This window comes from Salinicoccus sp. CNSTN-B1, assembly GCF_054792835.1.
Genome location: NZ_JBTWMN010000004.1, coordinates 431,184 through 449,502 on the forward strand (window position 1 = coordinate 431,184; position 18,319 = coordinate 449,502).

The following is an 18,319-nucleotide window of genomic DNA, read 5'->3' on the forward strand; positions in this document are numbered from 1 at the left end:
ATTGATGCGCGGGTTCTAGAGCTTCTCGGCGGCCAGATCATCTTTTTCTGATTCCCCGCCATAATATTTTGTGAGAAAAGCATTCTTCTCTTCATCCGTGATTTTGTGGATGCCGATGCCTGTGGCGGCAAGCAGTATTGAAATGAACGGCGCTACCATATTGAATATTGCGTAGGGTGCATACTCCCAGGCAGCGACCCCGAGTACTCCGTAGATGAATACGCCACATGTATTCCACGGGATGAATACTGAAGTCAGGGTACCACCGTCCTCCAGGGAACGCGACAGGTTTTTGGAATGCAGATTCTTCTCGATATAGGTACGTAGGAACATCCGGGACGGCACCACTACGGAAATATACTGTTCTGAACATGTTGCATTCGTGGCAAACGCCGCAACCACTGTGGAAGTGACCAAGCCAAGTGTCCCCTTGGCGATCTTTATAATCTGTTTCATGATGGATTGGAGCATGCCACTGTATTCGAGTATACCTGCAAAAGTCATTGCGACTATCGTCATGGAGACGGTGTACATCATCGATTCGAGACCGCCATTGTTGAAGAGTTCATTAATCATCTCATTGCTCGATTCAATAACATATCCTCCCTGCAACGTTGAAATCGCCGTCCCGAGATCTCCACCTTGGACGAAGAGGTGACAGAGGAATCCGAGCACTATGCCGACTATCAATGCAGGGATGGCGGACATCTTGAAGGCAATGCATAGTATGACGACAAGCGGTACAGCGAGCAGCCACGGTGAAATGAGGAATTGATCATCAAGTGATGTCATCATGCCTGAAATCTCGCTGGCGTTGACACTGCCATCCCCTCCAAATCGACGGCCGAGGAAAAAGAAGACCGTGAGTGCAATGATGAGCCCTGGTATGGTCGAATAGAACATGTGCTTGATATGTACGAAAAGATCGGTGTTCGTCAGCCCGGAAGCGAGGTTGGTCGTATCGGACATCGGAGACATCTTATCACCGAAATAAGAACCAGATATAACAGCACCTGCAACCATGGCAGGCGGGATGCCCATGCTCATGCCAATTCCCATACCAGCCACACCGACTGTTGCCATCGTCGACCATGAACTGCCGATCGATAATGCGACGATGCCGCACAGAATCGTAATGGTCACCAGAAAAGGGAGGGGCTGATCAGGGCAAGGCCGTAGTAGATCATGGTGGCGACAATCCCACCGCCAATCCAGGAGCCGATGACCAATCCAACCAGTATGATTATGACGATGGCAGGTAGGGCCAGACGGATCCCCTTATACATCATTTCTTCTACCTCCCTCCATTTGAACCCATGAAGCAACGCTACAACTGCAGCTGAAGCAGTTCCAAAAATAAGCGGCAGGTGCGGATCTTGAGCAAGCCATATTACAGCAGTGGCCATTGCGAGAATCATCAATAGCAGAGGCAGAAGTGCCATGAAGAATGTAAAGTCTTTTTTGTTGTTTTGTGAAGCCATTTAATCACCATCATTCCATATTAATCATTCTTCTAGATTATACTATAAAAACGGTTTCATAAATAACCGAATAAAGTATTTTCTGTTAAATGACATTATGGAATTGAAGGCGGACAACCAGGTCTTTAGCCTTAGAGAGAATCCTATTTCAATATCAATATGAGTGCGAAGAATATTATGGCTCCAATCAGGATGCGCTGAAGAAGCCGGTCCGGCATGATGCTTGCATATTTACCACCGAAGGATCCGCCTATCGCTGAACCGATGGACAGGGCGATTGCGAATTTCCAGTCGATCATATCATTGAATATGAAGACGAGCAGCGATATGGAGACGTAGATGGTGACGACGAGCGTCTTGATGCCGTGTACTTCGGCCATCGGTATCCTCGGGATAAGCATAAGGAGGATCAGACTGATGAAGAAGCCGACGCCAGCCTGCAACGTTCCTCCGTAGAAGCCGATCAATGTAAAGGCAACAGAAGAAGCGGGATGGAGACCTTCAGATTAAAGTCCCTCTTCATGAAGCGCTGTGGTTTGATGATGAGCAGAATGGCAAAGATCACCATGAAGGTCGCCAGCAGAGTATCGAAAGTCTCATCGGCGATATTGACGGCAATACGGGCACCATAGACTGATGCGATTGTTGTGGGTACAGCAAGCATCAGGCTCAGGCGCCAATTAAGATGGCCATTTTTATGGAATTGATAAAGCGCAAAGCAATTTTGGAAGAGGATGGCGATACGATTGGTCCCGTTCGCCACAGTCGATGGCAGGCCGAAGAATATGAGCATCGGCAGTGTCAGCATGGAACCGCCGGCTGAAACGATATTGATGAATCCAACTGCGATTCCCACAGTTAGTACGGCGAAAAGGGTTAAAGTTTCGATGATATCCAGCTTCCTTTCTGTATCGGCGACGACGGCCTTGGTATCACACTATATTCAAGTGTATGATTCAGTTATTTGTTTCCAGATCAGTCATGTAGAAGTTGTTTGTTCCGGCGTACCCGGCGTATGGATAGGGTCACCCCGCTGATAATCAGTATGGCGCCGATGACTTCAGTAGAGAGGATATCAGTGCCAAGAATCAGTGCCGACCCTGACATGGCGACGAATGGTTCGAGATTCATCAGCAATGCTGTATTCGCAGCCCCAACTTTAGGCATTTCGCGATTCCATGCCATGTTTGTAATACTATGGACGATGATGCCGCTTGCGATGAGCAGAAACTACATCGTCCAATCAGCCGCCCATAGCCGCCCATAATCGGCAATAGGAAGGGCAGCAAAATGATGAGGCCAAAGAGGTTGGATAGCAGTGTAATCTGTATGGCATTGATATATTTTGACATCCATTGGATGAGGATCATGAATACTGCAAACGTCAGCATAGTCAGTATTATGACGCCTTCCCCCATCCGAAGACAATGGCCGTGCCGTCGAAAGTGCTGAGTACCACTCCAACGAGAGCCAGCACTGCGCCCGTCCAGGACTTGCCCCCTCTCCGTTCGCCGAAGACGAAAATGGTTAGCATGGCTGTCATGACAGAGGCGAGTGCCAGGAATCAGGGCGGATGTTACGGGACTCGCTGTAACCAGGCCCAAGAAGAATGTGTATTGGTTCATGGCGATTCCGATGATTCCCGACAGGGCGATGACCACCCAGACTTTAGCGGGACCTTTAGGCATGCGGAAATAGCGGGAAGCAAACAGCCAGAGGAAACCATTTATGGCAATCAGGCGTATGATGGTGATGCTGTAGGCATCGAAGTGTTCGACCAGGATCTTCCCGATGATGAAGTTGCTGCCCCATATGATGACAGAAAGGAACAGAATCGGGTAGGTCCACCACATCCTTTCATCTATTGGATATTTGTTGTGGGTTTGTGCCATGGTCTCCTCCTTCCGCTGCGATTGAGTGTAAGCACATTATAGCAGATGGCCGCGAGTCGGTAGAGGGGCAAGCAACGCAGAAGTATGAAAAAAAGTCTGACCGCCCAAGTTTGGGCGGTCAGATAGCCAATTTCTACATATTTACTTTTTGGACTGGGTTTGCAAAGAACTTCTGTGTTTCCGTCTTGATCACTTTATAGAGGAAAAGCAGTCCGATCAGGTTCGGTATCATCATCAGTGCGTTCGCAGTATCAGCGAAAGCCCAGACAGTGGAAAGGTCTGCCACTGTGCCGAGGAATGTCGCTGTGATGTAGATGACGCCATAGACCACAATATATTTCAGGCCGAATAGATACTCGAAACATTTTATGCCGTATACATACCAGGCGATGATTGTAGAGAAGCCGAAGAATACGACTGAGATGGAGACGATGTATTCCCCTATGGCTCCAAGAGAGGAGCCGAATGCAGCACTGGTCAAGGCACCGGCTTCAAGATTCGGATTATGGCTCACGCCTGAAATGAGACCGCCAGAAGCATCCCAGAAACCAGTTACAATCAGCACGAGGCCCGTCATGGTACAGACCACGATCGTTACGATGAAAGTGCTTGTCATTGCCACAAGCGCCTGTTTAGCCGGGTGGGTGGTCCGTGCGTTACCGGCAATCAGAGCGACTGTACCCAACCCCGCTTCGTTCGAGAAGATACCTTTTGAAACACCGTGCTGCATAGCCTGCATGACCACGATTCCCGAGAACCCGCCTGCAGCAGATACTGGTGTGAATGCATGCTTGAATATCAATCCAAATGCCGGGATGATCTGATCATAGTTCAGCGCCAGAATCAGAAGGGCACTGACGATGTAGAGGACGGCCATGACCGGCACAAATACGCCGGCGACGTTACTGATGCGCTTTATCCCTCCAAACACAATCAATCCGACCAGGATGACGAGGGTGACGCCCGTCACCCATCCAGTTACATTGAAGCTGTTCTCCATGACATCGGCGATTGTATTGGACTGCACACCGTTGCCGATGCCAAGGGCGGCAAAGGCTGCAAAGAAGGCAAAAAGAACAGCCAACCATTTGAATTTTGAACCGAGCCCTTTTTCTATGTAGTACATTGGACCACTGGAGTACTCTCCATTCTTATTTTTGACCCGGTACATCTGGGCGAGCAGCGCTTCGGAATATTTAGTGGCCATCCCGAGCAGACCTACAAGCCACATCCAAAACAGGGCGCCTGGCCCCCCGAGTGTAATGGCAGTGGCGACACCGGCTATGTTGCCGTTTCCGATCATGCCGGCGAGTGAAGTCATCAATGTCTTGAAGTTGCTGACATCACCTTCAGCGTCATCATCCGATTTGTCTTTAGTGAATGCCAGTTTGAATGCATATCCGAGCTTGCTGAACTGCATTCCCTTTAGTTGGAGGGTCAGAAACAGGCCTGTGCCGGCAAGCAGTATTAAGCTTGGTGGTCCCCAGAGTATCGCGTTTATTTCTCTTAAGATTTCTAGCATATTTCCACTCCCATTATCCTGAAAACGCTCTCATATTTTTATAAGAACCATCATTTTTGTGTTACAGTCCATCCACCATAACAAAAATTCATCATTTGTCTATTGTAATTATACCTCTTTAAACTAAATTTTTTCTTTTAGTGAATTAAATATTAATTTAAAAAAATTTCATAATTTTCAGTTTTATATACCTCGTCGGTACATCCAGGGAAATGCATAAGAGAGAAGGGAAAGGTAGCTTCTGCTTAAAGTGTTTAGAGAGTGACGGAAAAGTGAAAAATAGGAGTGAGATTAAATAGGAAATGATGAAACGGAAGGAGGTGTGATATGAAGACAGCAGCGGAGATCATCATCGATCTGATAGAGCGGTTCGATGTCCATGACGCAGGAAGCAAACGGGCACACGGCAACGGCACACTGCATCGCGCAGCAGTACACTTGAATGCAGAGGGAAAGAAGGTATTCGGGGATGTGGAGCGCGCAACGGTCAGGCTGTCAAATGCGGCTACCTCCAAAAAAATACCTGAACAACTGGTCAACATCAAAGGATGCAGCATCAGGTTCCACCATCCCATACGGGCTATTGACATCATCGGTGTCAACTTCCCGTATTTCCCATTCAGCACCTCTTCCGAGGTCATCAATCTGATGTACAACATCCATCTTTACGTGGAACGGAAAAACGTGAAACGATTTCTCAATATTTTCCGTGCAGGCGGCCTGTACAGCCGTCTGGATTCCCTTCTTGCGGAAATGCCGAAGCGGACGGATATGGGCTATAAATATTATACGACCCATAGCTACGGCAAGGATACGCTGAAATTCCGCATGGATTATGATCCGCAGAGCGGCAATATCGAACTCTATTCGGAGATGGACCCATATATAACAGAGCATTGCCCGAGGAGAACCACACATCTTGGCAATATGTCGATTGGAGAGGAAAAGGTTCAAGGCATAAAGTTTTTTGATACGATGAATGCGCCATTCGGTCGCGCACCGAATGGCGAAATCCCTTATCTGCGCCATTTCCTCTACAGGCGTTCCTTCTTTGGAAGGTTGCAGGAGACGGAAATTGGTATAGAGGAATACCGATTGCTAAAAGAACTCTGGGCGGAAGAAAAACATTATGTACTTCTCAAAGATCCGGAAATATTTTACCAAATCGAGAACCTATTCAACTCATCCACCGGGATTACAGCTGGGGATTTTGAATGCCTTATTGATCAGACATATGAGAGGAAATATACCGCAGAAAAAACGAAAAATTTCCTGGAAAATATCTGGCCTCACTTCGCGCATAGAGCCGATGCACAGGAAATCGGAACTTATCATAGACTGCTCGATAATCCAGAAGTGTTGGAAGTCTATGATTTCGTGAGCTCCATGTCTTCAAAATATGAGGTGGCGGAGCTAGTGGATTCTGTGGTTGTAAAACTGATGGGTAGAAAAGAATATCAACATATGCAGAAAGGAAAGATATAGATGAACCAGGAAAAATTTGAACTCAACGACGGAAGTGTGTTGCCTAAGATTGGACTCGGGACGGTCGGCATCAAAGGGGCCGCCGGGATCAACAGCATGCTGACGGCAATTGATGGCAATGGATATCGTCTTATCGACACTTCCACCAACTACCTTAACGAAGGGGCAGTGGGAGAAGCAGTCAGGCGTGCTGAAGTACCGAGGGAACAGCTGATCATCAGCTCCAAACTACCAGGCAAAACACACGACTATGACAAGGCGATCAAGATGATTCAGGAATCGCTCTATCGCATAGGCCTCGATTATTTTGATAAGTATCTGATCCACTGGCCTTTGCCGATGCAGGATAAATATGTCGAGGCGTGGCAAGCTCTGATTGATGCCAAGAAATTCGGATTGATCAAAACCATCGGCGTCTCCAATTTCCTTGAAGAGCATCTCGACCGTCTTATTGATGAGACAGGCGTCACTCCGGCGACCAATCAGATTGAGCGCCATCCGTACTTCAATAATAAAGCGTTGGTTGAGGCCAATAGGGAACGTGGCATAGTAACCGAAGCATGGAGTCCATTCGGCAGGGAGATCAACGATGTGTTGGACAATCCAACAATCAAGGAGATAGCGGATAAATACGAAAAATCACCTGCACAGGTGATTGTAAGATGGAATCTGCAGAACGATGTCCTTGTCATACCAAAATCGGCTACGTCCGCGCATCAGAAAGAGAATCTTGATGTTTATGATTTTGAACTTTCACAAGCGGACCTTGAAGCGATAGATTCCCTTGATAAGGGAGAAGAAGGCCGGGTTGAGGGTCAGCATCCTAACGAATACGAAGAATATGTATAGCGATAAAAAACTAGAAGAAGCGGCCAAAAGCTGCTTCTTCTAGTTTTTTTTAATCTCTTCATATTTTCTGAACCACTCGGGGAATGCCTTTTTAAACGCAACCGGCTTAAATTCGCCAGAGACTTTCTTGACGACAAGGTGTGTCGTCGTCCCTTCAGCACATATATTCCCCAGTCGTCTACAATCTCAAAACCATATTTTGTCCGCATGCCTGTATTTTCTTCCACCCACGTACGGACAAACGCACGGTCTCCATACTTCAACGCTTTTTTGTATGTAATATCCACATTGTATACAGGGGCGTAGAATCCTTCTCGTTCCATAGCGGTATAATCAAATCCGATATCTTCGACGAGCTGCATCCGTCCGAGCTCCAGCCATTTTACATAGTTGGCATGATAGATGACGCCCATCATGTCAGTGTCCGCATATAATATCTGTACTTCCTTTTCTGCAACGTGAAAATGATCCACTCGAGACATCCTTTCAATTCTATTTACATACATATTATACCATTCTTAAGGATTATTTCGGCAATCGGTTCGCGATTCCCGAAGATGACATGATATTCATGTATTTTTATGTAGATGTAAGCTCGATGTCATTAGAGTGAAATTTTAAATCACTAAAACGTTTACATGTTTGACTTCAAGTTTTACAAGCGTTAGAATTGGTTAGTCTAACTAACCAATAGGGGTGTTGCGGATGAATCCTGAACAGGAATTCTTCGACCTGTATATCAATCTCTATAGATCTTATATCGGTAAAGCCAACAAAATACTATCAGCCTATGACCTCTCCAGCGCCCAGTGGCAGATTCTAAAGGATATTGCCAGACATGGCGAGACAACGCTCGTCGATGTAAGCAGAAGAAGGCAGATAGAAAAATCAACCGCCAACAAAGTAATCACATACTTGCTTGAACTCGACCTGATTGAATCGACACCCGGTACTGACGATCGCAGGCGCAAGAACCTGAGTATGAGTGCTTCAGGGGATAGACTATTCAAGGAAGTGCGCGCCCGTATGACAGGTATGCAGAGAGAGATACTTGAAGATTTTGACTCTAAAGAAGTGGACGCAATGATAAAAATGTTGCGGAGAATCAATATATAGAAAGGATATGATGGCTTGTCCCGGGAAATGCATCAGGAAAATAAGATTTGGACGAGAGAGTTTCTGGCCATATTCATGTACCATTTCATCATTATGTTCTCAATGTACATATCAATGGTGACAATAGGCAGTTTTGTGATAGACAATTATAATGCATCAGCCAGCACAGCTGGCCTGGTAGCGAGTATTTTCATCGTCGGCGTCCTGATCGGCAGAGCGCTGACAGGCCAACAGATCAATACAGTCGGTGCAAAGCACCTTCTCTACATCGGAACAGTGATGTTCTTTGCCACCTATAGTCTCTACTTTATAGAGGGTGGGCTCGCGCTGCTCATCATCACGCGTTTCCTTAACGGATTCGCAACCGGTCTGATCAGCACCGCGCTCAATACGCTGGCCACCATTTCGGTGCCTGAGAACCGTAGGGGCGAGGGCATCAGCTATTTTAGTCTGAGTTTCGTAGTCGGTTCCGCCATCGGTCCTTTCCTTGGCTTCTTCATGATGGGCATCATGCCATATAATATGATGTTGCTGATCATCGCTGTAGCTGTACTTCTGGTGGCTTTCACCATTCCGATGATTCGGACGAATAATATCAAATATCCGTCCAAACCCACACTAAAGGAATTTAAGGTGATTGATCGGCAGGTCCTTCCGATGGGCGTTTCAATTTTCTTTATGGGCCTTGCCTACGCCGCCATCCTGTCCTTCCTGAACCTGTTTGCCAAAGAAGCTGATCTGGTCACTGCCGCCAGCTTCTTCTTTATCGTCTATGCCATCTCGATAACGTTCACACGGCCGTTCACAGGTAAGCTGATGGATAATCGGGGGCGAACATCATCCTCTATCCGGCATTCATACTGATGGCCATCGGCTTCTATATGCTTGGAGGGGCCACGACGGGATGGGTGCTGCTTACAGCCAGTGTCTTAATCGGCCTCGGTTACGGGAATTTCCAATCGATCGCCCAAACCGTCTGTGTAAACATCGCTACACGTGAGAACGTTGGACTTGCTACAAGTACCTTCTTCATCATGATGGAAATCGGCCTCGGCTTCGGCCCAGCATTCCTGGGGCTGCTTGTACCATCATTTGGCTACGGTGGTGTCTATCAGCTCCTTGTCCTGTCCATACTCCTCGCCATGGGCATCTACTTCATGGTCTACGGCAGATATGAAAGCCACAGTCGACAAGAATCGAATCATACACGATAAAAAAATTACCCGTCGGCACCTCACTGCCGGCGGGTAATTTTTATCAATAAAGATCATTTCATGGAGATTTCCAGCCATCTTTTTGTGCATCATTGCGGATGTAGGTAAGCGTCTTGCCGGTCACTCCGAATAGGATCGTCATAATCGGGCTGAGTAGGCAGAAGAAGGCGAAAGGCAGATATGAGAGGGTAGGGACACCCAGCACACTTGCAATGAAGACGCCGCACACGCTCCACGGTACAAGTGGGTTGATGACGGTGCCTGCATCTTCTGCAACCCTTGAAAGGTTCTTGCTCTCAAGTCCCACTTTCTCATATTGCTTCTGGAACGTCTCGGTCGTCAGCAAAATGGATAAGTATTGTTCCCCAATCAGTATATTGACGCCGATTGCGTTGAGGGCTGATCCGATGATGACCGATTTCACATCCTTCAATGCATTCTCCACTGAAGCGAACAATGGGGCACGATGCCAAGCTTAAAGAGCAACCCACCCATGCCTAATGCAAGGATGACAATGCCGATTGTGAAGAACATGCTCTCCATGCCGCCACGGGTCAAAAGTTCGTCAATCTCCGCCACGCCGGTTTCAGAAACGAAGCCACCGAACAGAATATTGAATATCCCTGTAAGAGAAGGTGAAGTATGTAGAGTCGACAAGAGGAGCGCACTGACTATCCCGGCTGTGAGTGAAAGCAGTGCTGGTGCACGCAGCATTGAAAAGACAAGAAGAACAGCCAACGGCACGGCTGCGTTATACCAGCTTATCAGACCGGTATCAAGCAAACCTTGCTGGTAGACTTCCATTTCGCCAAAGTTGACAGAAGATATATCCGGAGATAATAAGGCGAACAGAATAAATGTAATGAGGAAAACTGGAATGGTGGTCCACATCATATTTTTAATGTGATCAAACAAATCCACTTCCAATATACTGGATGCCATATTAGTCGTATCGGACAAAGGAGACATCTTGTCACCGAAGAATGCTCCAACACAATGGCCCCGGCCGTCATGGCTAAAGAAAGGTCCAATGCACTGGATACCCCGATAAAAGCGACCCCGACGGTACCGACAGTCGTCAGAGAACTGCCGACACATATACCGATGATGGCGGTTACGATGAATACGATGGAAAGATAGAAATAAGGGGTCACCAATTCAAAACCGCCATATATAAGCGTTGGGATGGTACCGCTGTAAATCCATGAAGCAATGAGCATGCCTATCAAAAAGAAGATGAATACAGCACCCATCCCCGATTTAGCACCTTCAGAAAGCCCTTCTTGAAGTTTCTGGTGGGGACGCGTTTGACGGTTCCGTAGATGATGAGCAGTATTATAGAAAACATCAACGCCATATGAGGGGTAGTTTCAAAATGGATGATGCTTGTGCTGATTATAATGATGATGCTGATGACTGTAATGAGTGCCTCTAGTAAAGATGGTGTCTGGGCAGGTTGAATGCGGAACACTTTTAAACCTCCTATATAATTAGACTATACAATAGAAACATGTTAACAGGTTCTTTTATGAAAATCTCGATTCCTTCCAATTACGTTTAATTAAGAATATTCTTAATATTATGATATAATCCTTTAAACTGAACTCAACTATCGAGGGGGATGACTTATGAAACTTTTAACATTCTATAAGGAAGGGAGACTTCGACCGGGAATCTTGACTGAAAAAGGTATCCTGGATATTTCGGGGCATACCCTACGATGATCGAGGCGATTGAAAGGCATAAAGGGCTCGATGATTTCCTTGATTTCGCCATGGAAGCAGAAACCAGCTCCTTTATAGAACTGCATAAAACTAAACTTGGTCCCTCAATCGATTGCCCAGAAAAAATCATTTGTGTCGGTCTCAATTACCGACGGCACGCTGTTGAGTCAGGAATGTCAGTGCCAGATAACCCCATCATCTTCAGCAAGTTCAGAAACAGCCTATCCGGCGATAGGGGCATCGTGAACATTCCATCACAAGCCAAACAAGTGGATTATGAAGCTGAACTCGCCATAGTCATCGGCAAGACGGCTTACAGAATAGATGAAACCGAGGCCGAGAATGCAATATTCGGCTACAGTGCGGCGAACGATCTGTCGGAGCGTGCGTTCCAATTTAAAACTTCGCAGTGGCTACTTGGTAAGAGTTTGGATGGATTCTGTCCAATCGGTCCATACATCGTCACAAAAGATGAGATTGAAGACTCCGATAAACTCAGGATTAAGTGCACAGTAAACAATGAAGTGCGTCAGGATTCGAATACCAATGATATGATCTTCAAATGTAAAGCGCTTGTCAGCTATATCTCCCATCACATGACGCTTGCACCGGGTGATGTCATATTGACCGGCACTCCTGAAGGGGTCGCCATGGGGCACGGGGGAGAAGTGCGGCCATGGTTGAAGGCAGGTGACGAAGTGGTGGTGGAGATTGAGCAGCTTGGCCGTCTGACAACATATATCCGAGCAGAATAATGGAAGTGCCATAGGAAGATGTAGGTATGATGTTTGATTTTTGGTGCGGGCATCTGCATGATATGGGTATAACGAACATGGGAGGCAGACATAATGAGAGTACTCGTCATAGGCGCCAACGGCCAAATAGGTCAAATGGTCGTCAGTCGACTGAAGGAAAAAGGACATGAGCCAGTAGCCATGCTGCGTAAAGAGGAGCAGGCACAAGCTTTTGAAGATGATGGCATCGACACTGTGATTGCAGATCTCGAAGGGGACTTTAGCCATGCCTTTGAAGGTGTGGATGGAGTGATATTCACAGCAGGGTCTGGTGCTTCGACTGGAGCCGATAAGACCATCCTGATTGACCAGGAGGGTGCCATTGAAGCCATTGATCTCGCAAAATCATATGAACTGGATCATTTTGTCATGGTCAGCGGTCTGGGTGTTGAAAACCCCCGTGGTGTAGAAGGTGAGATACGCCCCTACCTCCACGCCAAACACCGGGCTGATGAGCACCTGATCAATTCTGGAGTCCCCTACACGATACTTCGTCCTGGATTATTGACGAATGGAGAAGGTAAGGGCACCGTCACTTTCTATGAATACAAAGGAGAAACCGAGTACGGAGAAATCATCCGTGAAGATGTAGCTGATGTGCTGGTTAAAATAATCGGCTATCCACCAGAGGATAAAATCTATTATGTGGTTGAAGGAGAGACTTCAATCAGTCAGATTCTATAGATATATTAGCAGCCACCTGAGAGAACTCTTGGGTGGCTGTTTTTGAGTTGGTGAATGCCTTGGGATCTTAAGTATGGGGCTGAGTTTTGTATATGTTAAAGAAAACGATATAATATAAGGGAAGCATAGGAGGTTTCATCATGAAACAGTATATGATTGGTCTCGATATCGGCACAACTGCGGTAAAGGCTGTCTTATTCACCACTCAAGGTGGATACATAGATAAGGAGACCCAACACTATCCACTGCATACACCGGATGTCTACACGGCGGAGCAGGATCCGGATGAGATTCTAATGAAATCCATGCGCGCACTGAATAATCTGGTGGAACGGAACGCGTGTGGTGACGAGATTGCCTTCGTTTCCTGTTCTGCTGCCATGCACAGTATAATCCTTCTGGATCATTCAGGTGAACGGCTGACGGAGTGCATCACTTGGGCGGATCGGCGAAGTGAGGATATGGCAGAGAAATGGGATGATGCCAAAGGGCTTGCCATCTACAGGCGTACAGGTACCCCAATCCATCCCATGAGCCCGTTCATCAAGCTGCTTCATTTTAAGGAGAAGGCGCCTGAGATCTACAGTCAAATCGGTAAAATCGTGGGCATCAAGGAATATGTGCTCCATCATTTGACGGGGATGTACGAAGTCGATAAATCCATCGCCAGCAGCATGGGCATGATGGATCTTGACACATCGCAATGGGACAGTGAGGTGCTTGAACTGCTGGATCTGACACCAAAACAACTCCCGGATATCGTCAGTACAACCAAAGTGCATCAGAGTATCGGACGGAACCTTGGCCAGACTGGTCTGGCCAAGGACACGAAAATCATTCTCGGAGCGAGTGATGGCGTCCTCGCCAATCTCGGCGTCAATGCCATACAGGAGGGGACGTGGCAATCACCATCGGTACCAGTGGGGCGATCCGCACAGTCATTACAGAACCCGGACCGATCCCAAGATGCGGACCTTCTGTTATCATTTGACGGAGAATCGCTATGTCATCGGCGGGCCGGTGAATAATGGCGGTGTAATCCTGAGGTGGATACGTGACGAACTGTGCCAAGAAGAGGTGGGGAAAGCAGATGCCTATAATGAAGATCCCTATGAAGTTATGACGCGTGCAGCGGATAGTGTCTCACCGGGCAGCAATGGGCTCATCTTCCATCCCTACCTTGCAGGAGAGCGGGCCCCTTTATGGAATGCGAAAGCGGTCGGTTCCTTCTATGGATTGACTTTATCCCACGAGCGGAGCCATATGATCCGGGCAGCCCTGGAGGGCGTGGTCTACAATCTCTACAGTGTATATCTGGCACTTCGTGAACAGATGAATGAAGTGAAAAGCATTAAGGCGAGTGGCGGTTTTGCACGTAGTGAGATGTGGAAGCAGTTGATGGCTGATGTATTCGGGGAGCAATTGACTGTGCCGAAATCATATGAATCAAGTGCTTTCGGCGCCTGTCTCCTCGGTCTTTACGCCCTTGGCGAAATACGTGATTTGAATGAAGTTGCAGACTTCGTCGGTGAAAGCGATGCATATATACCGGACGAGAAGGTATACTTGAAGTATCAGGAAATCATGAGTGTTTATATCGAGCTTGGTCGGGCGCTCGAACCTTTCTATGATAGGATGGACGAAATCAGATAACGGAGGTGGAACGGATGGAACTGCATGAATTCTTCTCCTATTATATGGAGGAAAATGAATTGGCTCGTGCCAACCTCATTAATGATGGGGTGTTTGAGACACTCGCTTCATTGGTTGACTTTAAAGTGTCGGAAATCAGATTGATGGACGGGGCCGCCCCCATTACTGATATGGTGACGATGACTGAAATAGCCCTTATCCGACAACTGATCGATATTGAGCCGCCAGAAGGGTTGCACCAGGTAATCTATAGAGTCGATGATTACCCTGTACTCACCGACTTCCAATATATACTGGAGGCTGGCGAGGGGCGCGGCGTCATTCATCATGATATTGTAGAGGCGCTCCATAAAGCATTAAAGGAAAACCACAATATACCCGCCCATCCGATGTATATCCATAAAAATGAACCCCTGGACCAGGATGATGTCGCAATGCTTGACCGCATCTACCGTGGACCGATCTACTGGCTATATGACAATATCACCTGGCGTCAGTTGCGCCGGATGCTGAAGCGTCTGAATGCAGAGCCTGATGGCCATCAAAAAGATGATTATCTGCGCCATTTGACCTCTATCATAACCAATCCAAAATATCTTGAGGGCATCCTGCTCCAGCTGAATACGACGGATCTTGAGCAGATCGAAGACAATGTCCAAAAGGGATTCAATGTATATGAAGCGAGCTCAAGGTGGTCGGATGCCCGGAATCTAGGTCTCCTCGTCAAAATCCATGCTGATCATTATGTCATGCATGAAGCTGTCAGGTCAGCATTGGAGGAAGTATCATTTGAAGCGGTCGAAGCTCATCGGAGAAAGTCTGGGTCGCCGGTTGGGCGTCCGCCTGGTGGAGATTTCAATGCCTATGTCCTCCATGCACAGATTGAAGATCTAGACTTTGAAATTTCCCGGGAAATCATCATGCCGGCAGGCAGCAACTGTTTCGAGCTTCATCTCGTCATCCAAAAAGCGATGGGATGGCGGCAGAAGCACGATGCCTCGTTCGAAGCAGGGACATTGACGATAGATGCAACAGGAGATGCATTGGGAAGTGAGGGGCGATTGCCGTCCAGTTACATCCAGATTGATGCGGTATTTGCGCATCATGAAACCCTCCACTACCTATATGGAGAAGATTATCGGGTGACGCTCGATATTGAAGCCAAAGCCCATATCCACCGGCCGATACCAAAGGTCCAAAGTCATCAAGGCCCGGCTCCGATAGAGAACATAGGTGGTGCGGCATATCTTGCCGATACTCTTGAAGTGCTGTCTTCAGTAGACCATCCTGATTATATAAGGACTTATGAGAAGGTGCGGGCCACCAACTACAGGGAACGGTATCCTGTAACGGCCATCAACAATCAGCTTGAAAAAATGTTCAGGAAGTCATATCCGATTACAGAATACAATATAGATGAAATAGAGTGACGAGAGGAGCGGCTCATATGGAAAAACCAAAAGTCCGGAAGTTGTTCACCGGCAAAGTAAAGACGATGGGACATCCAGAACGCAGAGGATAAGTTCGATAGAGAATGGAAAAGTGCGATATTCAAGACAGAGCGGCATGAAAGAAGCTATCTTACAAAAACCGGGTTTGACACGGATGAAGTGGCAGACAAAAGGAACCATGGCGGACCTGAGAAGGCAGTATTCGCCTACCCAATGATCCATTATGCTACATGGCGCCGCGAGTTAGGGGTCGATATTGAAGCGGGTGGTTTCGGTGAGAATTTCGCAATTACGGGAATGGATGAATCTTCTATTTCGATAGGAGATACATATAAAGTAGGGGGTGCAGTCATCCAAGTTTCGCAACCGCGCCGACCCTGCTGGAAACCGGCACGACGCTACAGGATCATCGATCTTGCCCTGCAGATTCAAAATACGGGTCGTACGGGCTGGTATTTCAGGGTGCTGCAGGAAGGATACGTACAGCCCGGCGACACTTTGGAGCTCATTGAACAGCCATGCCCGGAGTGGACGATCAGTGCATGCAATGAAGTCATGTATGACCAAGTAGATAATGTCGGTCTTGCCGAAAGTTTGAGTGCATGTGAGTATCTTGCCCCCAATTGGAAAGCGACACTCGAGAAACGTCTTTTGGGTAAAGAGGGGAGCAGTAAGAAGCGGGTATTCGGTCCGAACAGGTGATGAATATTCAAATGATTGAGAGTATGTTTGATTTCAGAAATTTTCAAGCATTCTTTTAAGTCGACCATAAATAATGCATAAATCTTTAAAAAAGTTTTCTAATGCGGTAGAATTCATATGGAAACGGTTTTAGTACTATAGGAATGGGCACCCATCCCAAGTGCTGAACCAATTAAATTAAGGGGGAAGTCATTCATGGTAGTACCATACAGTGCAGAACCAGCTACGGATTTTACGAAAGAAGAAAATAAAAAAGCATTTAAAGATGCTCTGGAGCAGGTGAAGAAGGATTTCGGCGTCAAACGCCCATTGATCATCGGTGGAGAACATATCGAAACGGATGACCAGATCACTTCTTACAACCCTTCAAATAAAGAAGAAGTCGTCGGTCATGTATCCAAAGCCACGACTGAGCATATTGATTCAGCAATGGAAGCGGCAGAAAAAGCTTTCGAAACCTGGAGCGAGTGGGATCCGAAAGATCGTGCAGAACTGTTCATCAGAGTCGCTGCAATCATCCGTCGCCGCAAGCATGAATTTTCTGCGTTGATGGTGTACGAAGCAGGGAAGCCATGGAACGAAGCTGATGGAGATACGAACGAAGGCATTGATTTCATAGAGTATTATGCCCGCTCAATGATGGAATTGGCAGACGGTAAACCGACCCTTGACCGCGAAGGTGAACACAACCATTATTTCTATCAGCCAATGGGTCCTGGTGTGACGATCTCACCTTGGAACTTCCCGTTCGCAATCATGACAGGAACAACCGCAGCACCAGTCATTGCAGGGAATACAGTACTGCTTAAACCTGCAGAAGACACACCATTGATTGCATATAAGTTGATGGAAGTGCTTGAGGAAGCAGGACTTCCAAAAGGTGTCGTGAACTTCGTTACAGGTGATCCGGCTGAAATTGGGGATTATATGGTCGATCATCATAAGACGCACTTCATCACATTCACAGGATCCAAAGCGACGGGTCTCCGCATCAATAAACGAGCAGCCGAAGTACACGAAGGACAGGATTTCCTGAAAAGAGTCATAACTGAAATGGGCGGTAAAGATACAATCATCGTCGATAAGGATGCAGACTTGGACTTGGCGGCGGATTCCATCGTCAATTCAGCATTTGGCTTCTCCGGCCAGAAATGTTCTGCCGGTTCCCGCGCAGTCATCCACAAAGATGTATACGATGAAGTATTGGCTAAATCCATCGAACTGACAAAAGAATTGACGGTCGGTAACCCTGTAGATGAAACTTACATGGGGCCGGTAATCAACAAGAAGCAGTTTGATAAGATCAGTGAATATATCGAAACAGGCAAAAAAGAAGGTAAATTGGAAATCGGTGGAGAAACTGATGATTCTACAGGATACTTCATCCATCCGACAATCTTCTCAGGCTTGGATCCAAAAGCGGTCATCATGCAAGAAGAGATTTTTGGACCAGTCGTAGCATTTGCTAAAGCAGATGATTTCGATGAAATGCTTGAAATTGCCAATAATACTGAATACGGTCTTACAGGTGCAGTCATCACAAATACACGTGAGAACTGGATTCTGGCATGCCGCAAATTCAATGTCGGCAACCTCTACCTCAACCGTGGCTGTACGGCAGCTGTCGTAGGATATCACCCATTCGGTGGGTTCAAGATGTCCGGTACAGACCAGAAGACAGGTAGCCCTGACTATATGCTCAACTTCCTGGAGCAAAAAGTTGTATCAGAAATGTTCTAAATCAATAGAAAT

15 protein-coding genes and 4 pseudogenes are annotated in these 18,319 nt (G+C 47.0%); 11 read left to right on the forward strand and 8 right to left on the reverse strand.

The genetic code is table 11. From position 1 onward, the window contains the following. Positions 1 to 15: 15 nt before the first annotated feature. The 6 genes and pseudogenes from nhaC (ACYF68_RS02590) to ACYF68_RS02615 all read right to left on the reverse strand — a co-directional run bounded on the left by nhaC (ACYF68_RS02590) (position 16) and on the right by ACYF68_RS02615 (position 4,895). A pseudogene (nhaC, locus tag ACYF68_RS02590) lies at positions 16 to 1,481 on the reverse strand (Na+/H+ antiporter NhaC). Positions 1,482 to 1,624: 143 nt separating this feature from the next. After that, on the reverse strand, positions 1,625 to 1,948 hold the full coding sequence (locus tag ACYF68_RS02595; RefSeq protein ID WP_461045298.1) for a TSUP family transporter: 324 nt from the start codon (positions 1,946 to 1,948) through the stop codon (positions 1,625 to 1,627). Beyond that, complete coding sequence (locus tag ACYF68_RS02600; protein WP_461045299.1) at positions 1,945 to 2,337, reverse strand: sulfite exporter TauE/SafE family protein; 393 nt, start codon at positions 2,335 to 2,337, stop codon at positions 1,945 to 1,947. The genes ACYF68_RS02595 and ACYF68_RS02600 overlap by 4 nt, the downstream gene beginning before the upstream one ends. Before the next feature lie 119 nt (positions 2,338 to 2,456). After that, positions 2,457 to 2,648, reverse strand: a complete 192-nt coding sequence (locus ACYF68_RS02605; RefSeq protein ID WP_344704297.1) for an EamA family transporter — start codon at positions 2,646 to 2,648, stop codon at positions 2,457 to 2,459. After that, complete coding sequence (locus ACYF68_RS02610; RefSeq protein ID WP_461045301.1) at positions 2,612 to 3,373, reverse strand: EamA family transporter; 762 nt, start codon at positions 3,371 to 3,373, stop codon at positions 2,612 to 2,614. Before ACYF68_RS02610 ends, ACYF68_RS02605 begins: the two co-directional genes overlap by 37 nt. A 133-nt stretch (positions 3,374 to 3,506) precedes the next feature. Continuing rightward, the gene (locus ACYF68_RS02615) at positions 3,507 to 4,895 is read right to left on the reverse strand and encodes an alanine/glycine:cation symporter family protein (RefSeq protein WP_344704301.1); all 1,389 of its coding nucleotides are present in this window, start codon (positions 4,893 to 4,895) and stop codon (positions 3,507 to 3,509) included. Positions 4,896 to 5,222: 327 nt separating this feature from the next. Here ACYF68_RS02615 and ACYF68_RS02620 point away from each other — a divergent pair, with 327 nt between their 5' ends. Both ACYF68_RS02620 and ACYF68_RS02625 read left to right on the forward strand, forming a co-directional pair. Continuing rightward, positions 5,223 to 6,380 carry a catalase family protein gene (locus tag ACYF68_RS02620; protein ID WP_344704303.1) on the forward strand — a complete coding sequence of 386 codons (1,158 nt, stop codon included), beginning with the start codon at positions 5,223 to 5,225 and terminating at the stop codon, positions 6,378 to 6,380. Further along, a complete protein-coding gene (locus ACYF68_RS02625) occupies positions 6,381 to 7,229 on the forward strand; it encodes an aldo/keto reductase (protein WP_461045303.1) in 849 nt (282 codons plus the stop codon). 39 nt (positions 7,230 to 7,268) lie between these two features. On the opposite strand, the pseudogene ACYF68_RS02630 reads toward ACYF68_RS02625, so the two are convergent. Beyond that, positions 7,269 to 7,711 (reverse strand): annotated as a pseudogene (locus ACYF68_RS02630) (acyl-CoA thioesterase). Positions 7,712 to 7,934: 223 nt separating this feature from the next. Between ACYF68_RS02630 and ACYF68_RS02635 the strand changes: the two are divergent. From ACYF68_RS02635 to ACYF68_RS02645, 3 genes are read left to right on the forward strand one after another with little or no spacing between them, the layout of a single operon-like run. Further along, a complete protein-coding gene (locus tag ACYF68_RS02635) occupies positions 7,935 to 8,345 on the forward strand; it encodes a MarR family winged helix-turn-helix transcriptional regulator (RefSeq protein ID WP_344704307.1) in 411 nt (136 codons plus the stop codon). A gap of 15 nt (positions 8,346 to 8,360) precedes the next feature. Beyond that, positions 8,361 to 9,209 (forward strand): MFS transporter, encoded by an 849-nt coding sequence (locus tag ACYF68_RS02640; RefSeq protein WP_461045304.1) that lies wholly within the window; start codon positions 8,361 to 8,363, stop codon positions 9,207 to 9,209. Further along, a complete protein-coding gene (locus ACYF68_RS02645) occupies positions 9,209 to 9,559 on the forward strand; it encodes an MFS transporter (RefSeq protein ID WP_461045305.1) in 351 nt (116 codons plus the stop codon). The genes ACYF68_RS02640 and ACYF68_RS02645 overlap by 1 nt, the downstream gene beginning before the upstream one ends. A 58-nt stretch (positions 9,560 to 9,617) precedes the next feature. Here ACYF68_RS02645 and nhaC (ACYF68_RS02650) read toward each other — a convergent pair. Further along, positions 9,618 to 11,030 (reverse strand): annotated as a pseudogene (nhaC, locus tag ACYF68_RS02650) (Na+/H+ antiporter NhaC). A 249-nt stretch (positions 11,031 to 11,279) separates the two neighbouring features. Here nhaC (ACYF68_RS02650) and ACYF68_RS02655 point away from each other — a divergent pair. The 6 genes and pseudogenes from ACYF68_RS02655 to pruA all read left to right on the forward strand — a co-directional run bounded on the left by ACYF68_RS02655 (position 11,280) and on the right by pruA (position 18,307). After that, entirely contained in the window at positions 11,280 to 12,038 is a 759-nt protein-coding gene (locus ACYF68_RS02655; RefSeq protein WP_461045306.1) for a fumarylacetoacetate hydrolase family protein, read from the forward strand. Between the two features lie 93 nt (positions 12,039 to 12,131). Next, entirely contained in the window at positions 12,132 to 12,761 is a 630-nt protein-coding gene (locus ACYF68_RS02660) for an SDR family oxidoreductase (RefSeq protein WP_461045307.1), read from the forward strand. A 140-nt stretch (positions 12,762 to 12,901) separates the two neighbouring features. Next, positions 12,902 to 14,414: pseudogene (gene gntK / locus ACYF68_RS02665) on the forward strand (gluconokinase). A 14-nt stretch (positions 14,415 to 14,428) separates the two neighbouring features. Continuing rightward, entirely contained in the window at positions 14,429 to 15,844 is a 1,416-nt protein-coding gene (locus ACYF68_RS02670) for an IS1096 element passenger TnpR family protein (RefSeq protein ID WP_344704316.1), read from the forward strand. A 180-nt stretch (positions 15,845 to 16,024) separates the two neighbouring features. Then, complete coding sequence (locus ACYF68_RS02675; protein ID WP_461045309.1) at positions 16,025 to 16,567, forward strand: MOSC domain-containing protein; 543 nt, start codon at positions 16,025 to 16,027, stop codon at positions 16,565 to 16,567. Positions 16,568 to 16,762: 195 nt separating this feature from the next. Further along, positions 16,763 to 18,307 (forward strand): L-glutamate gamma-semialdehyde dehydrogenase, encoded by a 1,545-nt coding sequence (gene pruA / locus ACYF68_RS02680; RefSeq protein WP_344704320.1) that lies wholly within the window; start codon positions 16,763 to 16,765, stop codon positions 18,305 to 18,307. Positions 18,308 to 18,319: the final 12 nt, after the last annotated feature.

What these genes read in the sequence shown, in the direction of transcription:
- ACYF68_RS02660 (WP_461045307.1), top strand. Translation starts at nt 12,132, where the DNA reads ATGAGAGTACTCGTCATAGGCGCCAACGGCCAAATAGGTCAAATGGTC.
- ACYF68_RS02615 (WP_344704301.1), bottom strand. Translation starts at nt 4,895, where the DNA reads ATGCTAGAAATCTTAAGAGAAATAAACGCGATACTCTGGGGACCACCA.
- ACYF68_RS02635 (WP_344704307.1), top strand. Translation starts at nt 7,935, where the DNA reads ATGAATCCTGAACAGGAATTCTTCGACCTGTATATCAATCTCTATAGA.
- ACYF68_RS02655 (WP_461045306.1), top strand. Translation starts at nt 11,280, where the DNA reads ATGATCGAGGCGATTGAAAGGCATAAAGGGCTCGATGATTTCCTTGAT.
- ACYF68_RS02610 (WP_461045301.1), bottom strand. Translation starts at nt 3,373, where the DNA reads ATGGCACAAACCCACAACAAATATCCAATAGATGAAAGGATGTGGTGG.
- pruA (WP_344704320.1), top strand. Translation starts at nt 16,763, where the DNA reads ATGGTAGTACCATACAGTGCAGAACCAGCTACGGATTTTACGAAAGAA.
- ACYF68_RS02670 (WP_344704316.1), top strand. Translation starts at nt 14,429, where the DNA reads ATGGAACTGCATGAATTCTTCTCCTATTATATGGAGGAAAATGAATTG.
- ACYF68_RS02645 (WP_461045305.1), top strand. Translation starts at nt 9,209, where the DNA reads ATGGCCATCGGCTTCTATATGCTTGGAGGGGCCACGACGGGATGGGTG.
- ACYF68_RS02625 (WP_461045303.1), top strand. Translation starts at nt 6,381, where the DNA reads ATGAACCAGGAAAAATTTGAACTCAACGACGGAAGTGTGTTGCCTAAG.
- ACYF68_RS02605 (WP_344704297.1), bottom strand. Translation starts at nt 2,648, where the DNA reads ATGCCTAAAGTTGGGGCTGCGAATACAGCATTGCTGATGAATCTCGAA.
- ACYF68_RS02620 (WP_344704303.1), top strand. Translation starts at nt 5,223, where the DNA reads ATGAAGACAGCAGCGGAGATCATCATCGATCTGATAGAGCGGTTCGAT.